Source organism: Neobacillus camarae, from assembly GCF_054950115.1.
In genome coordinates this window covers 23,763-43,446 of record NZ_JBUCKX010000007.1, presented here as the reverse complement: position 1 = coordinate 43,446, position 19,684 = coordinate 23,763, and the positions used below count along the sequence as shown (strand labels likewise).

Here is a 19,684-nt window from a genome sequence, read left to right as displayed (position 1 = left end):
TATATGTCGGGATTAACTTCACTTAGCGAAGAGGAACAGCAAGCCATCTTCGAATCTTTACGAATGGATGAATTGAAAAAAGGAAAATACCTCCTTAGACAAGGAGAACACTCCACCATTAAATGCTATTTTGTAATAAAGGGGTGTGTCAGGCAGTTTTTTGTAGATGAATCAGGTAAGGAGGTAACATCCAATTTTTTTACCGAAGAGCAAGCGATTCCCATTATCAACGACCAGAAAAGAAATGATGTATCAAAGTATTCATTAGTGTGTGTCGAAGATTGCCTATTAGTGGTTGGCGAAGTTGATTCTGAAAAAACAATGTTTAGCCAATACCCACAACTGGAAACCATGGTACGTAAAATGATGGAGATATCCCTTGGTGAAATACAGGAACAATTCGGAGAATTTATCAATTCTTCTCCTGAAGAGCGCTACGAAACCATCCTAACGAAACGGCCCCAGTTAGTTGACCGGGTACCACAGCATCAATTGGCTAGTTATCTTGGAATCACCCCTGAGTCATTAAGTAGAATCAAAAAGCGAATGAAGAAAAGTTAATTTTAATAGTTATAATCCACATTTCTCTCTCCTTTAAAACAGCATCCAAATAACCAAATAAAAAACGCTAAAGTCTCTAGACATTAACTTAAGTCAATGAAAGGTTTTAATCCCCTTGTTACGATTAAATAAATTCAAAGCAAGGAAAATCTAAGCCTTTCATTTTTAAGAAAATTGGAGTGGTTATTTATGAAAGCCATCGTTTGTGATAAATATGGTTCACCGGATGTCCTTGAATTAAAAGAGGTAGAAAAACCAGTACCCACCGAGAATCAAGTATTAGTAAAAGTTCATTCAGCCTCCATAAACTTCGGGAACTTGGTTCTTTTGAGTGGAAAACCTTTCTTAGCCCGCTTTGCCTTCGGACTTATACGACCAAAATACGCCATACCAGGAGGTGACATAGCGGGTACAATCGAAGCGGTTGGTAATGACGTTAAGCTATTTCAAGTAGGTGATGAAGTATTTGGCGACCTCTCTGTTTTTGGCTGGGGCGGTTTTGCTGAATATGTAACTGTACCTGAACAGGCTTTAGCCTTAAAGCCAGCCAATATCTCCTTCGAGGAAGCTGCAGCAACACCTATGGCAGGTGTAACTGCCTTACAAGGACTACGTGATAAAGGTAAGATTCAATCGGGACAAAAAGTATTAATCTATGGGGCATCTGGCGGTGTCGGAACGTTTGCGGTACAAATTGCCAAATCATTTGGGGCTGAAGTTACAGGTGTATGTAGTACAAGAAATGTAGAAATATTGCGTTCAATTGGAGCCGACCATATCATGGATTATACAAAAGAGGATTTTACCCAAAATGTGAAGCGTTATGATCTGATTCTTGGAGTCAATGGATCTAATTCCATTTCAGCTTATGAACGTGTACTAAAACCAAATGGGAAATTTATTCACGTAGGCGGTTCCGAATCTCAACTGTATCAAACACTATTTCTTGGACCTTTTATTTCAATGACTGGAAACAAGAAAATAGGTAACCTGTTACAGAGAGCAAACCAACAAGATTTAAATCATGTAAAAGAACTGCTGGAAACTGGAAAAATAAAACCAATAATTGATAAACGGTATAAGTTACATGAAATAACTGAAGCCTTTAAATATTTTCAGGAAGGTCACGCTCAAGGCAAAGTGGTCATTTCGGTTTAATTTTAAACGGACATCCCCTCTTACCAACTTAAATGTTGATTATCAATGAAAAAGCAATGCGATTTCCTCTGCGAAACGCATTGCTTTAATATTTGTTTTTATAGTTGTTGGTACAGAAAAAGAGCTTAAGAATTTCTTGCCGAACCGTCCACAAACATTAACGAATCGCTTCAACAAACCTCTTGGTTATCTCCATTGGTCTAGTAATAGCAGATCCCACCACTGCCGTATACGCCCCATGGTCAAATACAGCCTTTAATTCCTCAGGCGACCAGATACCGCCCTCTGCAATGACGGGAACCGGAATTTCTTTTGCCATTTTTTCAATTAAATCAAGGTCTGGTACCTGATGACCTTTTGTGTAGTCGGTATAACCAATTAAAGTGGTTCCGACACAATCGAAACCTAATTCATAGGCTAATTTGGCTTCCTCAAAAGTTGAGCAATCGGCCATAAAGAGCTGGTTAGGATACTTTTCCCGTACAAGAGGAAAAACCTCCTGAATTGTTTTTCCGTCTGGCCTTATCCTTGAAGTGGCATCTAATGCAAGAATATCTACTCCTTCTTGATAGAGGAGCTCGATTTCTTCTAGGGTTGGAGTAATAAACACATCGGATCCTTCCATATCCCGTTTGATAATGCCGATAATCGGTAAATCCACCGTTTTTTTGATTTCTTTGATATCTTCCACACTATTGGCCCTTATCCCGGCAGCACCACCCAACATGGCCGCATAAGCCATTCTCCCCATAATAAATGGACTATGAAGCGGCTCTTCCGGCAATGCTTGACAAGAAACAATCAGTTTTCCTTTTAACTGTTCCAATACTTTATTGGTTTTCATTTAAAAACATCTCCACATTGAAAAATTTACACTTGCACTGCTCTATCTACCTTAGGATTAGTATGTTCGTACAAACTATTAAAATATATCATAATGGAACAACATCATAAATCATTTACTTCTTATGTTGATCCATGGTTCCTTTCAAAAAATTTTATCCCTGTTCTCCAACCTCACTAAATTTTGGTAAAATAGTAAGAGTTCATTATCCAAAAAATACATACATACGCTACCAAAAATTGCAAAAGAAGAGGAATTTAAAAAATGAATGAAACCTACTTAAAGACAGCTTTCCAAAACTGGATGCGCCGGCAAAGAAAAACAAATGGGGAACTATACAAACCAGCTACAATCAATGCTTATACAACGGCACTTAAAAATGCCACTGCGAAATTAAACGTTCAGAATGTGCCGTCCGATATATTTACGATTACTTCTTCAGATGAATTTAGTGATTTACATGCCGTGATCACTTCAGCACCCAATTTTCATGAAGTAGATATTGCGGCCGGCAATAGAGCGTATTCGAATGCCCTCATCTTATATGGGAGATTTCTGATGGAGCACGAAGAACCCTCCTGTTGGATTTTCCAAGGAAATCCGAAATACTATGACATAATCGGGGCCGTCAACCATTCTGATACGCTCACTTGGTCGGTTAATCAATATACAAAGCAAATCAAAAAGGATGACAAAGCCTATATCTGGCTTTCCGGATCCGATGGCGGCATTATGGCCAGCGGCATCATACTGACTGATCCCGTAATGACCCCTCCAGATTTGGATGATCCTTTTAATCGGAATGAGACCTTAAACAGCGAGCCCCATTTGGCTGTTGAAATCAAGCTTCAAAAGAAACTCACGGACAAAATAGTCAAAAGAACCACGTTACTTTCCGATGACAGAACCAAACGAATGGAAATCTTAACTTATCCGGGTGCAACCAATTTTCGGGTGACAAAGGAAGAAAACGAGGTGATTGAAAGTATCATCAACGGCACTTTTGAGCCAAAACAGGTAACCGCCAGCCCAAGCACAGGCGACCGCAAAAAACGATATTGGATTTATGCCCCCGGTGAAGGTTCCCGGTTTTGGGAGGAGTTTTACGAAAAAGGGATTATGGGAATTGGCTGGGAAGAACTTGGGGACCTGAAACAATACCCATCAAAAGAAGCCATGAAGGAGAAAATGAAGGAACTCTATGGCAACGACTATACCTATACGAATGCCGGGCATGCCACCTGGCAATTTGCCAATGAAATGAACATTGGTGACGTGATTATCGTCAAAAAAGGCCTGAAAAAAGTGATTGGCCGAGGTATTGTCGCTTCAGACTATGAGTATGACAAAACAAGAGATGTGTATAACAACATTCGCAAAGTCCACTGGACCCACAAGGGTGAATGGGATCATGAAGGACAAATTGTCGCGAAGACCCTGACCGATATCACCCCTTATACCGACTATTATAAGAAACTGGAAAATATGTTCGTGGAATCGTCAGATGAGGACATCTCGACAGAAGAGGAAGCCTCAAAATACGACGTTTATACCGCTGCTGACTTTTTATCCGAAGTCTATATCAATGAAGAAAAATATAATACGCTGAAGAATCTTCTTCTCAGAAAGAAAAACCTGATCCTAATGGGTGTACCCGGAGTGGGCAAAACCTTTGCAGCGGAACGCCTCGCCTATTCAATCATGGGAGAAAAAGATACAAGCCGGGTGATGCTTGTGCAATTCCATCAAAGTTATAGCTATGAAGATTTTATTATGGGTTACCGCCCCACTGAAAAAGGATTTTCCTTGTCCAATGGGCCATTTTATCAATTCTGCAAGAGAGCTGAGCCCGATGACCGTCCCTACTTTTTTATCATCGATGAAATCAATCGGGGAAACCTCAGCAAGATTTTTGGCGAATTATTAATGTTAATCGAAACGGATAAGCGCGGAAAGGATATCCGCCTGTTGTATGCGGATGAACAATTTTCTGTCCCCGAGAACGTCTACATCATAGGCATGATGAACACCGCCGATCGGAGCCTTGCGATGATTGACTATGCCTTAAGGCGCCGGTTCGCATTTTTTGAATTTGAACCCGCTTTTGAGAGTGTCGGGTTTCAACAGTATCAAGAAATCGTGGCCAATAAGAAGTTTGATTCTTTAATACAGACCGTGATGACGCTAAACCGGGAAATTGCCGAAGATATCTCGCTTGGCACCGGGTTCCGAATCGGACACAGCTACTTCTCCACAGAGGAGGAAATCAATGATGAGTGGCTGTCAAGCTTAATTGAATATGAACTGATTCCGCTTATCCAAGAATACTGGTTTGACGAACCCTCCAAGGTGGAACATTGGATGAATCAATTGCGTGGTGCCCTTCGTGATTAAAATCAAGAATATCTATTATATGCTGGCTTATGCTTACCAAACGCTGAACGAAGCCGGTTATAAAGACATCCAGGGGGAAGAATTCGAAAATATTCATGATCTTATGGCCGCCATCCTGATTCGGGGTGTCGCCAACCAAATCAAACGCGGGTTGAACCGCGATTATCTGACGCAAACGGAATCCACAGGAAATTTACGCGGGAAAATTGACGTAACCAATTCTGTGAAGCAAAATACCTTGCTGCGGCAACGGATGGTTTGCCATTTCGATGAATTTTCGCCGAACACCATGTTAAACCAAATCCTGAAAACCACCATGCTGTTCCTGCTAAGAAACGGGAAGATAAAAAAGGAGCAAAGGAAGGATTTACGGAAACTGCTGCTTTATTTTGGAAACATCGACACGGTCCATCCTTCCTCCATCAACTGGAGCGGTATCACCTATCACCGGAACAATTCTTCTTACAAAATGTTAATCAATGTTTGTCAGCTGGTTATTAAGGGACTTTTAATGACCACTGATACCGGAGAATTTAGAATGAGAGAATTTCTGGACGACCAGCAGATGTCCCGTCTATATGAGAAATTTCTTCTCGGGTATTTCAAGAAAGAATATCCGCAGTACCGGGCAAATGCCTCTTACATTGAATGGAACGTGGATGATGGGATGACCGATTTTCTGCCGGCCATGAAATCGGACATTACCCTTACCTTTGGCGGGAAAACCTTGATTATGGATGCCAAGTATTACGGAGAAACTCTAAAGACCAACACGATGTTTCAAACGAAATCGATTAGTTCCGCCAACCTTTATCAAATTTTTACGTATGTAAAAAACAAGGATCGGACGGGTTCTGGAAATGTAAGTGGCGTCCTGCTGTATGCCAAAACAGAGGAAGAAATAACACCGGATCATGATTATCAGATAGGCGGTAACAGGATAAGTGTGAAAACGCTCGACCTTGACGCAGACTGGTCAGGCATTGTGAACCAGCTAAACGCGGTAGCTGCCCTGATGAGTGAGATATGAAAATACTATGAAAAAAGGATCAGGCTGTACAGGTAGCATGTTCCGTTACCTTTCGTTAACATTAACCATGTAACAAGAGGAGTCCCAAATTGTATATGAATTTGGTACTCCTTTTCTATGGATATAAAGCCGAAATTGCCCAAAAATTGTATTGGAAAATGCCCCCCAATTTACCGCAAAAGTTAGTTCTAGAAGGAAATTTTTGGACTAATATGGAATAAGATTCGGTAAATATTCGAGAAAGGTGGTCTCCTATTGGATAAAAAATTTTTTATGTGGTTCAGCATCAGTGCTATAGTTTGGTTTATTATAATTGGTATTTTCAAAGGTAATTTTGAGTGGGACAACTTAGCTACTGTACTTGTGGGTGGATTTGTTGGTATTGCTGTTGCTTCTTTTTTAAAAAATAAGTCCAATAAAAACAAACCTTCGTGAAGAAATGACTGGGCTGTTTTTTATAAACAAAAAGCACCGCAAATACGGTGCAAATGGATAGTCATCTTACTTTACATATTTTGCTGTACATTCACTGAACTAATAGGAGTAGATCCTTTTCCCCATTAAGGTAGGTCACCACCACCTTCACTTCATCTATCTTCTCAGGATGAATCTTTAGAATATCCTGGTCCAGCACGATAAAATCGGCATGTTAACCGGCTTTAGTTGGGCAACTTTGGCAATCAAAGAATAGCGGATAGCAAAATTTCCAACTGTCCCCCTTCTCAGTTTCAACTCAAGAATATTGTATTTGGACGGTGAACCATCCAGAATCCCAATTTGAGCACCTTTGGATGGTCATTCTATTTCATATATGCAAACACTGTCATTTATTGTCTAACGAAAAACGAAGGAATTATTGGTATTTCGGCAAATTTGTAACATGGTAGATTTATTGTACAACATTCCATATCGGGGGTTATTTTTGATGAAAGAGTATAAACAAATTAGTCTATTCGAAAATATTGAAAGCGTGGGTAACTCCCCCACTCGGACACTTCCAGAAAATGATGATAAAATAGAAAAATCGGAAAGCGAACAGTACGATGATGAGACAATGGAAGATGATAATAATGAATTCGTGGACGATGAGGAGGAACAGGATGATGACCCTGTGTCCTTTATTATAGGGAGAAAAGTCGATTTTAATCGATCGGAACGCAGAATACGAGATTTAAAAGCGGATGAATCTGACGGTATTTTGGAGAAACAGCCTATTTTTCAACGAAATTACGTTTGGAATGACAAAAAAGCATCGCTATTAATAGAGTCCATCCTGCTTAACGTCCCGATTCCGTTAATCTTTACTGCCGAAGACAAAGACAGTGGAACCGAGCTAGTTGTGGATGGCCAGCAAAGAATCACCTCGGTCTTCGAGTATATCGATGGTAAATTTCCCCTTTCCGGTTTAAAAATTTTTCATGAATTAAACGGAAAGACGTTTAAACAATTGGATAGAGTTTACCAGCTAAAAATTAATAGATACCCTTTTTCTGTAATAAAAATATCCGGAGACTCTGATGAGGAAGTAAAATTCGAGATTTTCGAACGGATTAACAGTGGGGCAGCCAATTTAAACGATCAAGAGTTAAGAAATTGCATATATAGAGGCTATTACAATGAATTTATTAAGAAACTGGCCAAATCAAAGCTTTTAGTTAATCTGATGTTTGGGGGCAACGTCCCGAAACGGATGGAAAACACAGAAATGGTCATTAGATTTCTAGCTTTCCATTTGGGTACTTTATCCAACTATCCTGGCAGCTTAAAACGTTTTTTGAATGCCCATATGAAAGAAAAAAAGATATTTTTTGATAATCTTGAAGAGCCTGAACGGGAAAGCATATTTAAAAACTATCAAAAAAAATTCAATGATAGCCTGCAACTAGCTTTTACCGTTTTTGGGAACCGGGCATTCAGGTCGGTTACAATCAATAGTCACGGCCAGTTACAATGGACAAAACTGAACAAAGTACTTTTCGACCTCATCATGGTAAGCTTTGCCCAATACGAAAAATCCCAAATTATACCTTATAGTGACTCCATCCGTGAAGCACTTATTCAGCTTATCCTAAATGATCGGAAATTTTTACCGCAGGATGGTACATTATTAAAACTAAATGTCCAATACCGGTTTAATTTATGGAATGCGGAATTGCAATCCATTGTTGGCCATAAAAAACAGCCAAGAAGTTTCAGTTACCAATTAAAGGAGGAACTTTACAAATCGGATCCAACCTGCAAATTATGTCATCAAAGGATTCACCATATTGATGATTCTGTTGTTGATCATGATAATCCATACTGGCGTGGTGGTGAAACCATACCGGAAAATGCCAAACTCATGCATATTGATTGCAATCGAAGAAAGAATGGAAAATACTAGACTTTATTCATCATTGATTATACTAAACTACTATGTTACGGATAATCCACCCTGGTTAGCCAAAACTCAAGGTGGATTTTTTCTTATGATTAGGCACGGATTCTTAAAGGTTGTGGATGAACCATTGTCTTTTGTCCAATAGGATGGAGGCAATCCCATTCATGAGTTCCGCATAGTTCCATTCTGAACCGATATTGCTGAAAATGATGATGGATAGGTCCTGATCCGGATAATGGCTGCCCCCTACTCTTAAGCCTGGCAAGGAACCGCCATGTGCAAATTCTCTCTCGTTAAAGGAGATGATTCCATCCGATACATACCAACCATACCCATACCCTATTCCGAATGGATTCACTTTAATAGTAGAAGTCATCATTTTTTCTTTTTGTTCAGGTGATAGCAGGATATTTTGCTCAATCGCTGACAAATAGTTGGCCATATCTGCTTTTGTTGATAAAACATTACCTGAAGCCATTAACAATGATGGATGAATTTGTTCCACCAACTTCCCTTCTTCGTATCCCTTAACCATCACTTTTTTCATATTTTCTTCGTTCATAATGATGGTATCACCCAGTCCTGCTTTTTCAAAAATATTCTTCTCCAAATAGGAAGCATAATCCACACCTGAAACCATTTCAATGATTTTTCCCAGCAAGTAATATCCCGAATTGATATAGGCAAATTTCTCCCCAGGTTCAGATTCAAGAGGTTCGGAAGCAAAACTGCTGATAATTTCTTCATAGGTATGGGCTTTCGTGAAATTTTTCCTGATCTTTGGAGTTTCTAAAAAATCAACATACCCGGAAGTATGATTTAACAAATGACTTAGCGTGACCTTATCACTATTTGGAAGATCCGGAAAATAGTTCGACAATGGATCTTTCACAGACAGCTTCCCTTGCTCTTCTAGCTGTAATATAGAAATGGCCGTCATGGATTTTGTCATAGACCCAACTGGAAACAAGATGTCATTCGAAAAAGGGATTTGATTTTCTTTATCCGCCATTCCATAGGATTGATTGAAAATAATCTTGCCTTTTTGAGTTACAAGAATCGTTCCGCTGAATTGTTCACCTTTTACATAGGTCTCCACATACTTTTCTACTCGCTGCTGCCTATTCCCCTTAAGATCGGAGTGAGTCGTGCTCGTGGCCAAAGCCGCAGCCCCTCCCAAACCCATTAATGCAACCAATAAAAACCCCGTTATTTTTAAAAATTTCTTCATTTGTCCTGCCTCCCTGGATTCACGATACCTAAACAATAAACATTTATAGTCATAGCGAATAGTGAACAATGGCTAATTCGGGCTGTCAAAAAGTCACATTATCCGGCACCGCACGGATCGGGCCACAAAAAAACCCTCTATTCCAGAGGGATTTCTACGCTATTTTTCCTTTACTATTTTTTCATTCATCGCTTTCATAATCGCGGACGGCCGGTTTTTAACATCTAATTTCGAATAAATAGTGGAAATATAGTTTTTTACGGTCCCCAGTGACAAAAACATTCTTTCTGAAATGGCTTTATTGGAAAGCCCTTGAGCCAAATAGTATAAAACCTTTCGTTCCTGCTGATTTAATTCATAGGTTTCAACCGCAGTTGATGGCTCGACTAAGCCCTCTTTCACACCGGGATGAAAGGATTGAAAAACCTCTTTTGCCAGTTCTTTTGGGATCAGGGAACCACCATGATAAACCATCTGAATCCCCTTGACTAAAAACTGTGGGTCCACTGCTTTCAAAATATACCCTTCAGCGCCAGCATGTAGAGCATCGAACACATAGTGAATATCTTGAAAGGTAGTCAAAATGATGACTTTTATATGTGGCAGGCGCCTTTTGATTTCTTCTGTTGCCTTGACCCCATCCATCTCTGGCATTTGGATATCCATTAATACCATTTCGGGGTTTTCTTTTTCACACAAGGCAATCGCTTCTTTACCATTGGCAGCCAACCCAACAATACGAATATCTGAAATGCTTTCCAAAACAATCTTCATACTTTTCCGGATCAGCTCTTGGTCTTCTGCAATAATCGTCTTAATCATACTCCTGACACTTCCTTCATAAACGGGATGAAACATTGAGTTTTCGAATCCTTAGGTGATGAGGTATGCTTCTCTTGCTTTATCCAAACCATTACTAGCTAGAATAGAGATTTCGTATTCATCGAATAACGTTTTTATCATTTTCCTCACATCGATACAATAACAACGAAAAGTCACATCCTAAAGTGGCTGAAGGTCATAAAATTGGTCTAAAAAAATACAAACACACCAAAAAAGAGAGGTGAAACTAACGAGTTCCGTTTTCCTATCGCAAATAGGTAATTTTGCAATCAAAATTGAAGTCCAATTTGTACTGCCTTATAGTTTCTGTATTTGCAAAGGAAAATTAAAAATGGCTCAGTACACTAAACTGAGCCATTTTAACATCCATTTTTGACAGCTTGTTTAACGAACGCGGCCGTTGCTTTAAGCCAATAGTTCACAAATTTTCTTTGCTAGGACTGGTAACACTTTTAATAAATTCCATAGTATTTTTGATTAAGTCTGATTATTTGCCATGCAGACGACCACCTTGCCCTTGACGTTACCTTCGCCAAGATGAAGAATAGCCTCTTCAACCTGATGTAACGAGTATCGTCTATCTATAATAGGTACAAGTTTACCAGCAACGAAAAGTTCCTTTAAAAAATTTTGGTCATTTTTGTTAGGTTTATGAATAAGAAGAGCCATTTTTTTACTTTCAGCTTTAAAAATCATAGGCCCCAGTATCAACAGTTGCAAGATTCGAGACGTGGAGCCTCCAATCATAACATATCTTCCTTTAGGATTTAGTACCCGCTTGTAGTCGAAAATAGAACGAGTTCCTACAACATCGAGAATCAAATCATAAAACTTTCCTTTTTTTGTGAAATCTTCTTCAGTATAATCAATAACATGGTCTGCACCAATGGACTTAAGAGTATCTAATTTTTTCTTACTGTCCACACAAGTTACTTCAGCTCCATATAATTTGGCAATTTGCAATGCGAAAGTCCCAACGCCTCCACCTGCACCATTAATTAAGACTTTTTTAGCTTCATGAATCTGTCCTATGTCACGAAGCCCCTGTAGAGCTAAAACTCCCGCTTGTGGTATCGCAGCAGCCTCATCAAATGTCATACGGGCTGGCTTTAACGTTAATGCCTCTGCATTCACACTTACATATTCCGCAAACCCACCCCAACCACACCAGGATATGTCACCAAATACCTCATCCCCTACAGAGATATGATTGACTTCTTTACCAATTGCTTCAACCTTTCCTGCTATATCCGCACCCAGGATTTTGTATTTTGGTTTTAGAAGACCACCAAGGCGATTCAGGAATGGTTTACCTCTAAGGAGATCCCAGTCCCAAGAATTTACAGAAGCTGCATGAATCTTTACTAATACTTCATTTTGTTTTAGAGCAGGTATTTCTAGTTCTTTTAGGTTAAGAACGTTAGTCGTTCCGTATTTATTGTATATCATTGCTTTCATTGGGTTCTCCTTCACATTTGAGTTTTGATAAAAAATTCATTCAGTTCTGCCTTTATTACCTTACTTATTTTAATGAAGTTATAAGGGGTATTTGTTTTTAGAAGATTAACTTTACAGACTAATATATATGTGGAATATTGTATACTTCTCCCTAATTTTGTTAATTCCTTCTTCAAGTAACCTGACCCGTTTGTTCAACAAAAAAATGACCGCCGCTACGATCATCCTCTTTAACTCAAGCCCCTGTTATTTTAATTACAATTCTTCACAATCTTGGATTTATTATTGAATAGGTTAAACACAGCTTATGTGCAAAAAAAGAATAGATAAAAAGAAGAAAATATTTGCTTTATCTATCCCTTTTGTTCTTCAAATAACTTATTACTACTACACAGGTGTTGTTGTAAGATTCCCACTATTATCAACTGTTAATAGCCAATGGGTATTATTTGGTGCTGTTAGTATGATCCCATGACCAGCACCCCTCATCTCGATATGCCCATGTCCCACAATTAAAGTAACAGTAGGTACAACCTGTCCACCTAAATAACCAGCTAAATCCAAAGTGCCTGCTCGGAGACTTCCACTACCGATTACGTCACTTTCTGGAACTACCTCTAAATGCTGGCCAACAAAAACATGGTTGTTAAAAATGTTATTTGTGCCAAAAAAGAGGGTATTCGATAGTGCCTCAAAGGCTCCGTTCACTTGTAATTCGCCACCCACAGTAAAATCGCCACTAGTTGTTAAATTATCAATCACTATTTCCGCATTTAAATTTCCATTGACCGTTAAATCACCTTGTATGGCTGTATTTCCAGCTACTGTTACAGTATCTGTCAATGCATTACCTAACTGTGTGTTACCCTGCACCGTAAAATTCCCTTGTACTGTTTCACTTCCTGCTACATTAACGGTATCTGATATGGAATTCCCTAATTGAGTATTTCCATTCACTGTTAAATTTCCTTGTACCGTTTCACTTCCTGCTAGATTAACGGTATCTGATATGGAATTCCCTAATTGAATATTTCCATTCACTGTTAGATTCCCTTGTACCGTTTCACTTCCTGCTACATTAACTGTGTCTACAGATGAATTGCCTAATTGAGTATTCCCATTCACTGTTAGATTCCCTTGTACCGTTTCACTTCCTGCTACATTAACTGTGTCTACAGATGAATTGCCTAATTGAGTATTCCCATTCACTGTTAAATTTTGTGTGACTGTAATATCACTAAACGTAGCCACTCATTCATTTCCCCTTTCTAATTACTTCATATACATAATACAAATAATTGTTAGAAACGCTTGTACACTTGTCCAGACTTGTCCAATTAAATTTATAAAATGGTACTTAAATAAGGTAAAAGCGATTCTTCGTTTATTGAAGAATCGCTTCCGTTTATAAAGATAATATGATTTTATATTTAAAGATAAGTAAACGAATAGTAAATTATTGCTGAATTTCTCGCATTGAACCTAATACGATATTATATCCATCGGGGTCTTTTATACAGGTATTTTTAAACTCCCATTTGCCATGTGTATCCGTAAAGGGCTCGACTCCAATATTTCCACCATTCCGTCGAACTTCTTCAACTAGAGAGTCCAAATCATCCCAACTAACGTGAATAAACGTATCCCATCCGAATTCAGGACCTTTCCAATCGGTTGGATAATCTGAACGGCTTTTTGATATCGCGTTTGGCTGCACATCTTCTGGGGAGTTCGATTGTTGGAGAATAATAGTCATTCCATCTCGTTCTGCATGTCCCCAATCATCAACTTTACATCCAAGTACATTCCGGTAGTATTCCTGCGATTTTTTCAAATCGGAGACTAAGCGGACTTGAATGGTTTTCCCTAATTTTGCTTTTTTTTGTTGGCTTGCTTCCAATCATTTTCACTCCCTAAAGCGAAGTTATTAGCTGTATAGGCAAGATTATTATTTCTATAAATTACAACAATTTCCTCCTTTGTTTTTGTAATAATTGTTCAAAAACGATAGAATAATTAATCTTCCCCATTAGTGTGAGTACTTTTTTTCACAAACTTCATTTTTCTTAACATATATATTCAATTAAAATGTGCTTCTTAGCTTTTTTTGTAAGACAATTTGCTAGTCCAATGGAGGTGAAAATTGTAGGATCCAATGGCTGTTGAATTCCTACAATTTGGGGTGCATTTTCCTATAATTCCACAAATGGTTTAACACACAGTATAGATATGTTTGGGTCATTCAATATTTAACAGTTTCGGCAACGGAACCATGCATGTCACCGTAGTTCCCATTTTTTGTGAGGACTGAATTTTGAAAGTTCCTCCTACGGTCAACATCCTGTCAGACATGGAGTTCAAGCCAAAGCCGTATTTGAGCTCATCCGTCCCAGTTCCGTTGTCGGTTATCTGCATTTGAATCGCGTCATCTAAAAACTGAATAGATAGATAGATTTCTGTGGCATGACCATGTCTTACAGCATTGGTCAAAGACTCCTGAAGGCAACGGAATAAAGAAGAACGTACCAAGTATCCCAACGTAGGCTCCTGTCCTTCTGTATGGATCTCCACCTTTGTTCCTGTATGCTTAATAAATTCATCCACTAGATCTGTACAGCTCTCCAAGAAAGTTTGCTCTTTTTCTTCTACAGGTAAGGTGTGGATCGTATGACGCAAATCGGTAAGCCCTTTTCGAGCTAAATTGGATAGTTCCTTAATGTATTGATTGGCTTCTTCCTTGTCTGTAATAAAGGGGAGTGCATCCAGACTGGTAATAATGGCTGTAAAGACATGACCGACGGTATCATGCATATCTTTCGATAGCCTTCTTCTTTCTTCCAGCAGGGTTAATTCTTCAATCCTGTTAGAATATTGTTCTAACGTTCTAGAAAACACTTTCAGGTTAGAATAATTGTCCTCAATCGTATTCATCTGTTGGATGGCTGTTTGAATGAATTCATCCGGTGTAAGATGGTCTTCTTCTGATGGTTGTTCGATTTTATGCGGTTCTTCACTGATTTGATGGGCAGTAGTAATAACTTTGCTAATTAAGCTCTTTATGTTGGTAACTGCCGTATTGAAACCTTCGGCCAACTTCCCTAAATCATCTTTTCTGTTGATTTTAAGACGGATACTGAAGTTTCCCTGCCCTAATTCCTTTACGGCGTTGAGTAAAAGTTTAAGTGGAGACAAGGTTCTTTTTAGGGCAAGCGTTTGAATGGTAATGAAGAATAGAAGTAATACGGCAAAAGCAGTAACCAGCCGGGTTAAAACCTTTAGCTGGTCTTCCCTTATTTTACTGGCACTCATATCCATGACAAACATGGCGATGACTTTTCCGTTCTCATCCTTAAAGGGAATTAAAATACTGGACCATTCACCAAGCATATCCCGATAAATCCCGGAACTTCTCGTTTCCCCTGTCCGCGCAATTTCCTTGTACAACTTTACAAAAGTAGGATGCTGTTCCACTAAGTCCCCGGGTCTCATGCCAATATCCAAGTAGTTTTGATGTATGGCCAATGCCATCGATTGGTCTTTTTCATTTACTCCAATATCCACAATGACAACCTGTGCAATATTGGGATTTTCCTTTGTTATTTCTGTGAGTTCCTTTAAAATTCTTTGATGAACATCGGAATCTAACTCGTGATTGGTTTCGATTTCCTTAATATCCTTTAAGTCAAAACGGCTAAAAGCCATTTGCGCCACTCCCCGAGCCTGCTTATCCAGATTTTCAGACATGAGTTTCCCTTGGATATAGTAGCTGGCGGCGGTGAGCACGGTTCCAATCAGGATGATGCTGATCGTGGATAAGAGGATGGTCCGTTGTACGATAGAAAACTGAAAGTATTCCCCGCTTCTTTTCATGGTATATTCCTCCGAACTTATTAGCATCGGAATAGATGCAAATCAATCCAGTCACACATACATATTTGGCTACCATAATTATCCTATTACCAAAGGCCTAGGGTCAATATAATACTGAAAAAAAGCCTTGGAGAAGATTCCTAGCTTAATAAGCTGCTAGGAACATCACCACCGCTACGGTATGGAGATATGGATAGGCAAAGTGAAAAACAAAAGTAAATGGTTATTTCAGTATGTGCAGGACTTTATAATTATTTATTCCAAAAATTCACATTATTAGGAATAAAATTTGTATAATATGCTTGTACTATCGTCGGGAATTTATGCAACATATACAAACCAACACCCCCGACAATTCAAATCTATTAAAGGAGGAAAACAAAAAATGCGAAAGACCCAGCACAAACTCGTATCCCTGACCATGGTCCTGGCCATGTGCCTGTCCCTGGTCGTCTTCAGCTCCCCGGCATCGTCATCGGCTGCGGCAGATGGCAAGTCGTCCAGTCTGCGCCCGATGGAGTACCTGACACGCGGCCTGGTCGCCGCCCAGGTCCAAGACGGAGTATTCCTGAGCTGGCGCTTCCTGGGAGACGAGCCTGATGGCCTCTCCTGGAACGTCTACCGAAAAGACGGAGACGCCGACTTTGTAAAAATTGCCACCATCACGCCCCGGGATGTACAGCCCGAGAGCAACTACGAGACAAACCCCGGCATTGTCAAAGAAAACGTCACCCCGTCCAACTACAATGACCCGGATGGCCTCGTCACTTCCATCTATGAGGTAGCACCGGTCATCAACGGTGTTGAGGGGTTGAGGCAAGGCATGTCCGTACCCATGCTGTCGGCCCTTGCAGGAAGCTCGGGTCAGGCGGGCAGAGGCGCCGTGCAATATATTCCGATGAAGCCGGCCCCGGACCCAGTGCCGCTCGCACACTTCACCTACCGCGGCCATAGGTTCGGCCCAGGCACCAATCTGAAACAGGATGAAATGGTTATCCCCGGTACGGGAGGACAGAACTGGTACGTCGTCGACATGGATTTACTCAGGGCTTTCCGTGAGCCCCATGACAACAAGACCCCGGTCAGCGTGGCAGATTTGAGCGGTTGGGTGGACAAGCTCAACGGATACAATCATGAAACCTGGCAGCCGGCCCATTCCCTCGGGAACGACGGGATCATCAGCGACGCCCTGTACGCCGAGCTGGAAGCCAAGTTCATAAAGTACGTCGAGGAACTGGATAGCGGCACTAAGCTCCCCTACGCAAAAACCAGCACCGGCGAGATCTATACGTCGCAAAGCAGCGCCTACTCTACCCATGACATGACGGTGGGCGATTTTGACGGCGACGGCGAATATGAGATCGTCGTTAAGTGGCGCAGCACTCAGCAAGACCCCATGTATTCCGAACCAATATATGCTGGCAGTAACACCACGACAGCCCCCGAGTACATAGATGTGTACAAGCTAGATGGCACCCTGCTGTTCCGCGTCGACATGGGTTATAACGTAAGAGCAGGCAACGACCACGAAACCACCCTGTTCAGCCAAGACTTTGACGGGGACGGCAAAGCCGAGCTGATGCTCAAGACCGCCCTAGGCACACGTATCGGCAACTGGGACGAAAAGTCGCAGTCCGTCATCTATCCTGACACACTAAAAACCGTCGTGGGCGGCGAGGACGGCTTGAACGCCACTACGGACAAGTTTAAGGAATATTTCGCCACTGGCAACGAAAAGGCACTCGACACCTACTGGTCGCTTCTTAACAGTTTCACTATCTCCTACCGCAGCCCGATCGCCGTAGGCGGCAATGACGGAGTTAATGACCCGTCTGTCAAACGGTGGATCAAGACCTACCACGTGGGACCGATCGGCCCAGCCAAGGACGACCAAGAGTTTTTCTCGGCCTTTAAGTGGGACGCTGACGCTGGAAAGGGCGTGCTCGTGGACAGCGCCAAATATCCGTTTCCTTATAAAGGCAGCGTAGACGGAGAGAACTGGGCCATGACGCCTGCCACCCAGCGCGGCAATTTCTCTTATCTGGCCTACCCTGGCCCAGGCGCTGGCAGTTCATCTAGTGATTATAAAGCGCAGATAATGGCCGAGAAAGAATCCTACTGGCTTGAACATCCTTGGAAAGCGGCCGTGTGGGGCGACGCCCAGGGCAACCGCGCCAACCGCTACCTCGGTGTCGTAGCCGCCCTTGACGGAGTTAACAACTACGCCGTCTCCCAGCGTGGCTACTACGCAAGGACGACCTTTGCCGCCTTCAACATCGTGAACGGCAAGGTCAACCTCCAGGCCAGCTTCGATTCAGCTGACTCGCGGTACTGGGCCCTGGGTGGAACAGCTTACGACTACCAGAACCGCGGCAACCATCAGACCCAATCCGCCGACCTAAACGGCGACGGCCGAGATGAAATCGTCATGAAAGCCATGGTCCTCGGACTAAACGCCGACAAGACCATGATTCTGCCAAAGGTACTTAACGGCGACATCATGCCAACAATCGAGGGGCAGAACAGCATCCCTCCGGTTGCTAACAACTTTGAGTTCGCCACCGACGCAATCCGGAACAACCCGTTGAACGTGTGGGCTCCGCTCCGCCACGGCGACCGCAGCGCCCTTCTCCCGGTTGACAAGGACAACAACATCCGCATGTGGTCCGGCAACGAGGAGCACTTGCTTGATGACATACGCACCGGCAAACAGTACGGCTGGCTGCCAGGTCCGGACGCCCACGACCCGATGAAGGGCAAGCGGCTGAACGAACAAGGCGATATCGTCTATGAAAATTCGCTCATCTTCAGCGTATACGCCGGCAGCGACGCCGAAGGCGCGGTGGCCGGAAACTTTTCTAACCGATGGCCCGGCGCGCAAGGATACTCGCAGAACGGTGCCAGAAGCATGGTCACCGGTGAGCTCTTGAACGGCAGCAAAAACCTAGGCAGCGGCCAGTACGCCATCTGGTTCGGCGGCGGCCTGACGGCTATGGCTGTAAGCGGTGCCACTATCAATACGGTTGATGATATGACCTTCGCGACCTCCCCATATCTCGCGACCGGCCTTACATCGACCGGCAATAAGAGCACACCAACACTCAAAGCCGACATGTTTGGAGACTGGCGCGAGGAGCTCATTCTCCGGGCGAGCAATAACCGTCTGGCCATCGTCACGACCCTGGCGCCTACTGAGTACGGCATCCGCACGCTGATGCACGACCCGATGTACCGCAACGGCGTGGCAAACAAGAACACCGGCTACGATCAAATGGGATTTTCCAGCTTCTATCTGGGCGACGAGGCAAAGTTGCCCACTAAGAGGACAGACATCGCTGTCCCAACGATGGCCTCTGCCAAGACCCAGGTAAGTGTCAAGAGCGTGACGGCGAATGCAATCGGGATTGAATGGACACCAGTTTCCGGCGCTACTTCCTACACCCTGTACAGGGATGGCGTGAAGATTGGTGAACTCACCGGCACGAGCTATCTTGACAAGGGTCTCGAGCAGGGTACCACGTACAGCTACACCGTGACCCCGGGCGATGGTGTGAACACTGGCGTGGAATCCCTCCCGCTGCAGGTCACGACCAAGACGGCCACCGTCAAGGCTTCGGTCCAGAAGCTCGATGGCAACCGGAACACGCTGACAATCACGGTCACTGAAAATGATCTGGACGGGACCCCTTCGGATTACACGGAGAGCTACATCATCAACAACAACGCCGCCGGCACCTATGTGGTCGGCCCGTACGAAGTCTATGTGGACACCAAGGGCAACACCCAAGTCCGCGAGTGCTACATCATAAAGTAAAGCTTCAATAGAGAGGCAAATCCAGTCAAAAAAATCGGAGGGCGGCGCGATGCCGCCCTCCGATGCGTTTATACAGGCGAAAAAGAAAGCCGCGGAAGTTG

The 19,684-nt window shown here is 42.2% G+C and carries 14 protein-coding genes; 7 read left to right on the top strand and 7 right to left on the bottom strand.

The window, feature by feature from the left end:
• Both ACY8D0_RS27965 and ACY8D0_RS27960 read left to right on the top strand, forming a co-directional pair.
• The coding region (locus ACY8D0_RS27965) for a Crp/Fnr family transcriptional regulator (RefSeq protein ID WP_462413740.1) at window positions 1-561 on the top strand (561 nt) is incomplete at its 5' end.
• Window positions 562-750: 189 nt separating this feature from the next.
• Window positions 751-1,719: an NAD(P)-dependent alcohol dehydrogenase gene (locus ACY8D0_RS27960; RefSeq protein WP_462413739.1), complete on the top strand. Its 969-nt coding sequence runs from the start codon at window positions 751-753 to the stop codon at window positions 1,717-1,719.
• A gap of 157 nt (window positions 1,720-1,876) precedes the next feature.
• Here the strand turns inward: ACY8D0_RS27960 and ACY8D0_RS27955 are convergent, their stop codons facing one another.
• Window positions 1,877-2,563: an N-acetylmannosamine-6-phosphate 2-epimerase gene (locus ACY8D0_RS27955; protein WP_462413738.1), complete on the bottom strand. Its 687-nt coding sequence runs from the start codon at window positions 2,561-2,563 to the stop codon at window positions 1,877-1,879.
• 264 nt (window positions 2,564-2,827) lie between these two features.
• On the opposite strand from ACY8D0_RS27955, the gene ACY8D0_RS27950 reads away from it, so the two are divergent.
• The 4 genes from ACY8D0_RS27950 to ACY8D0_RS27935 all read left to right on the top strand — a co-directional run bounded on the left by ACY8D0_RS27950 (window position 2,828) and on the right by ACY8D0_RS27935 (window position 8,370).
• A complete protein-coding gene (locus ACY8D0_RS27950) occupies window positions 2,828-4,957 on the top strand; it encodes an AAA family ATPase (protein ID WP_462413737.1) in 2,130 nt (709 codons plus the stop codon).
• The gene (mcrC, locus tag ACY8D0_RS27945) at window positions 4,950-5,987 is read left to right on the top strand and encodes a 5-methylcytosine-specific restriction endonuclease system specificity protein McrC (protein WP_462413736.1); all 1,038 of its coding nucleotides are present in this window, start codon (window positions 4,950-4,952) and stop codon (window positions 5,985-5,987) included. Before ACY8D0_RS27950 ends, mcrC begins: the two co-directional genes overlap by 8 nt.
• A gap of 255 nt (window positions 5,988-6,242) precedes the next feature.
• Entirely contained in the window at window positions 6,243-6,422 is a 180-nt protein-coding gene (locus ACY8D0_RS27940; RefSeq protein ID WP_462413735.1) for a hypothetical protein, read from the top strand.
• A 490-nt stretch (window positions 6,423-6,912) separates the two neighbouring features.
• Entirely contained in the window at window positions 6,913-8,370 is a 1,458-nt protein-coding gene (locus ACY8D0_RS27935; protein ID WP_462413734.1) for a GmrSD restriction endonuclease domain-containing protein, read from the top strand.
• 103 nt (window positions 8,371-8,473) lie between these two features.
• Here the strand turns inward: ACY8D0_RS27935 and ACY8D0_RS27930 are convergent, their stop codons facing one another.
• The 6 genes from ACY8D0_RS27930 to ACY8D0_RS27905 all read right to left on the bottom strand — a co-directional run bounded on the left by ACY8D0_RS27930 (window position 8,474) and on the right by ACY8D0_RS27905 (window position 15,769).
• Window positions 8,474-9,598, bottom strand: coding sequence for a serine hydrolase domain-containing protein (locus ACY8D0_RS27930; protein ID WP_462413733.1), 1,125 nt, complete (start codon window positions 9,596-9,598; stop codon window positions 8,474-8,476).
• A gap of 159 nt (window positions 9,599-9,757) precedes the next feature.
• The gene (locus ACY8D0_RS27925) at window positions 9,758-10,420 is read right to left on the bottom strand and encodes a response regulator transcription factor (RefSeq protein ID WP_462413732.1); all 663 of its coding nucleotides are present in this window, start codon (window positions 10,418-10,420) and stop codon (window positions 9,758-9,760) included.
• Between the two features lie 498 nt (window positions 10,421-10,918).
• On the bottom strand, window positions 10,919-11,899 hold the full coding sequence (locus ACY8D0_RS27920) for an NAD(P)-dependent alcohol dehydrogenase (RefSeq protein ID WP_462413731.1): 981 nt from the start codon (window positions 11,897-11,899) through the stop codon (window positions 10,919-10,921).
• Between the two features lie 387 nt (window positions 11,900-12,286).
• Window positions 12,287-13,150 carry a hypothetical protein gene (locus tag ACY8D0_RS27915; RefSeq protein ID WP_462413730.1) on the bottom strand — a complete coding sequence of 288 codons (864 nt, stop codon included), beginning with the start codon at window positions 13,148-13,150 and terminating at the stop codon, window positions 12,287-12,289.
• 205 nt (window positions 13,151-13,355) lie between these two features.
• Window positions 13,356-13,799, bottom strand: a complete 444-nt coding sequence (locus ACY8D0_RS27910) for a VOC family protein (RefSeq protein ID WP_462413729.1) — start codon at window positions 13,797-13,799, stop codon at window positions 13,356-13,358.
• Window positions 13,800-14,137: 338 nt separating this feature from the next.
• On the bottom strand, window positions 14,138-15,769 hold the full coding sequence (locus ACY8D0_RS27905) for a sensor histidine kinase (RefSeq protein WP_462413728.1): 1,632 nt from the start codon (window positions 15,767-15,769) through the stop codon (window positions 14,138-14,140).
• Window positions 15,770-16,154: 385 nt separating this feature from the next.
• Between ACY8D0_RS27905 and ACY8D0_RS27900 the strand changes: the two genes are divergently transcribed.
• The gene (locus ACY8D0_RS27900) at window positions 16,155-19,583 is read left to right on the top strand and encodes a rhamnogalacturonan lyase family protein (RefSeq protein ID WP_462413727.1); all 3,429 of its coding nucleotides are present in this window, start codon (window positions 16,155-16,157) and stop codon (window positions 19,581-19,583) included.
• The last annotated feature ends 101 nt before the right edge of the window (window positions 19,584-19,684 follow it).

Excerpts from the sequence above, each read along its gene's own strand:
- ACY8D0_RS27960 (WP_462413739.1), top strand. The coding sequence starts at position 751 with ATGAAAGCCATCGTTTGTGATAAATATGGTTCACCGGATGTCCTTGAA.
- ACY8D0_RS27955 (WP_462413738.1), bottom strand. The coding sequence starts at position 2,563 with ATGAAAACCAATAAAGTATTGGAACAGTTAAAAGGAAAACTGATTGTT.
- ACY8D0_RS27950 (WP_462413737.1), top strand. The coding sequence starts at position 2,828 with ATGAATGAAACCTACTTAAAGACAGCTTTCCAAAACTGGATGCGCCGG.
- ACY8D0_RS27935 (WP_462413734.1), top strand. The coding sequence starts at position 6,913 with ATGAAAGAGTATAAACAAATTAGTCTATTCGAAAATATTGAAAGCGTG.
- ACY8D0_RS27930 (WP_462413733.1), bottom strand. The coding sequence starts at position 9,598 with ATGAAGAAATTTTTAAAAATAACGGGGTTTTTATTGGTTGCATTAATG.
- ACY8D0_RS27925 (WP_462413732.1), bottom strand. The coding sequence starts at position 10,420 with ATGATTAAGACGATTATTGCAGAAGACCAAGAGCTGATCCGGAAAAGT.
- ACY8D0_RS27920 (WP_462413731.1), bottom strand. The coding sequence starts at position 11,899 with ATGAAAGCAATGATATACAATAAATACGGAACGACTAACGTTCTTAAC.
- ACY8D0_RS27905 (WP_462413728.1), bottom strand. The coding sequence starts at position 15,769 with ATGAAAAGAAGCGGGGAATACTTTCAGTTTTCTATCGTACAACGGACC.
- ACY8D0_RS27900 (WP_462413727.1), top strand. The coding sequence starts at position 16,155 with ATGCGAAAGACCCAGCACAAACTCGTATCCCTGACCATGGTCCTGGCC.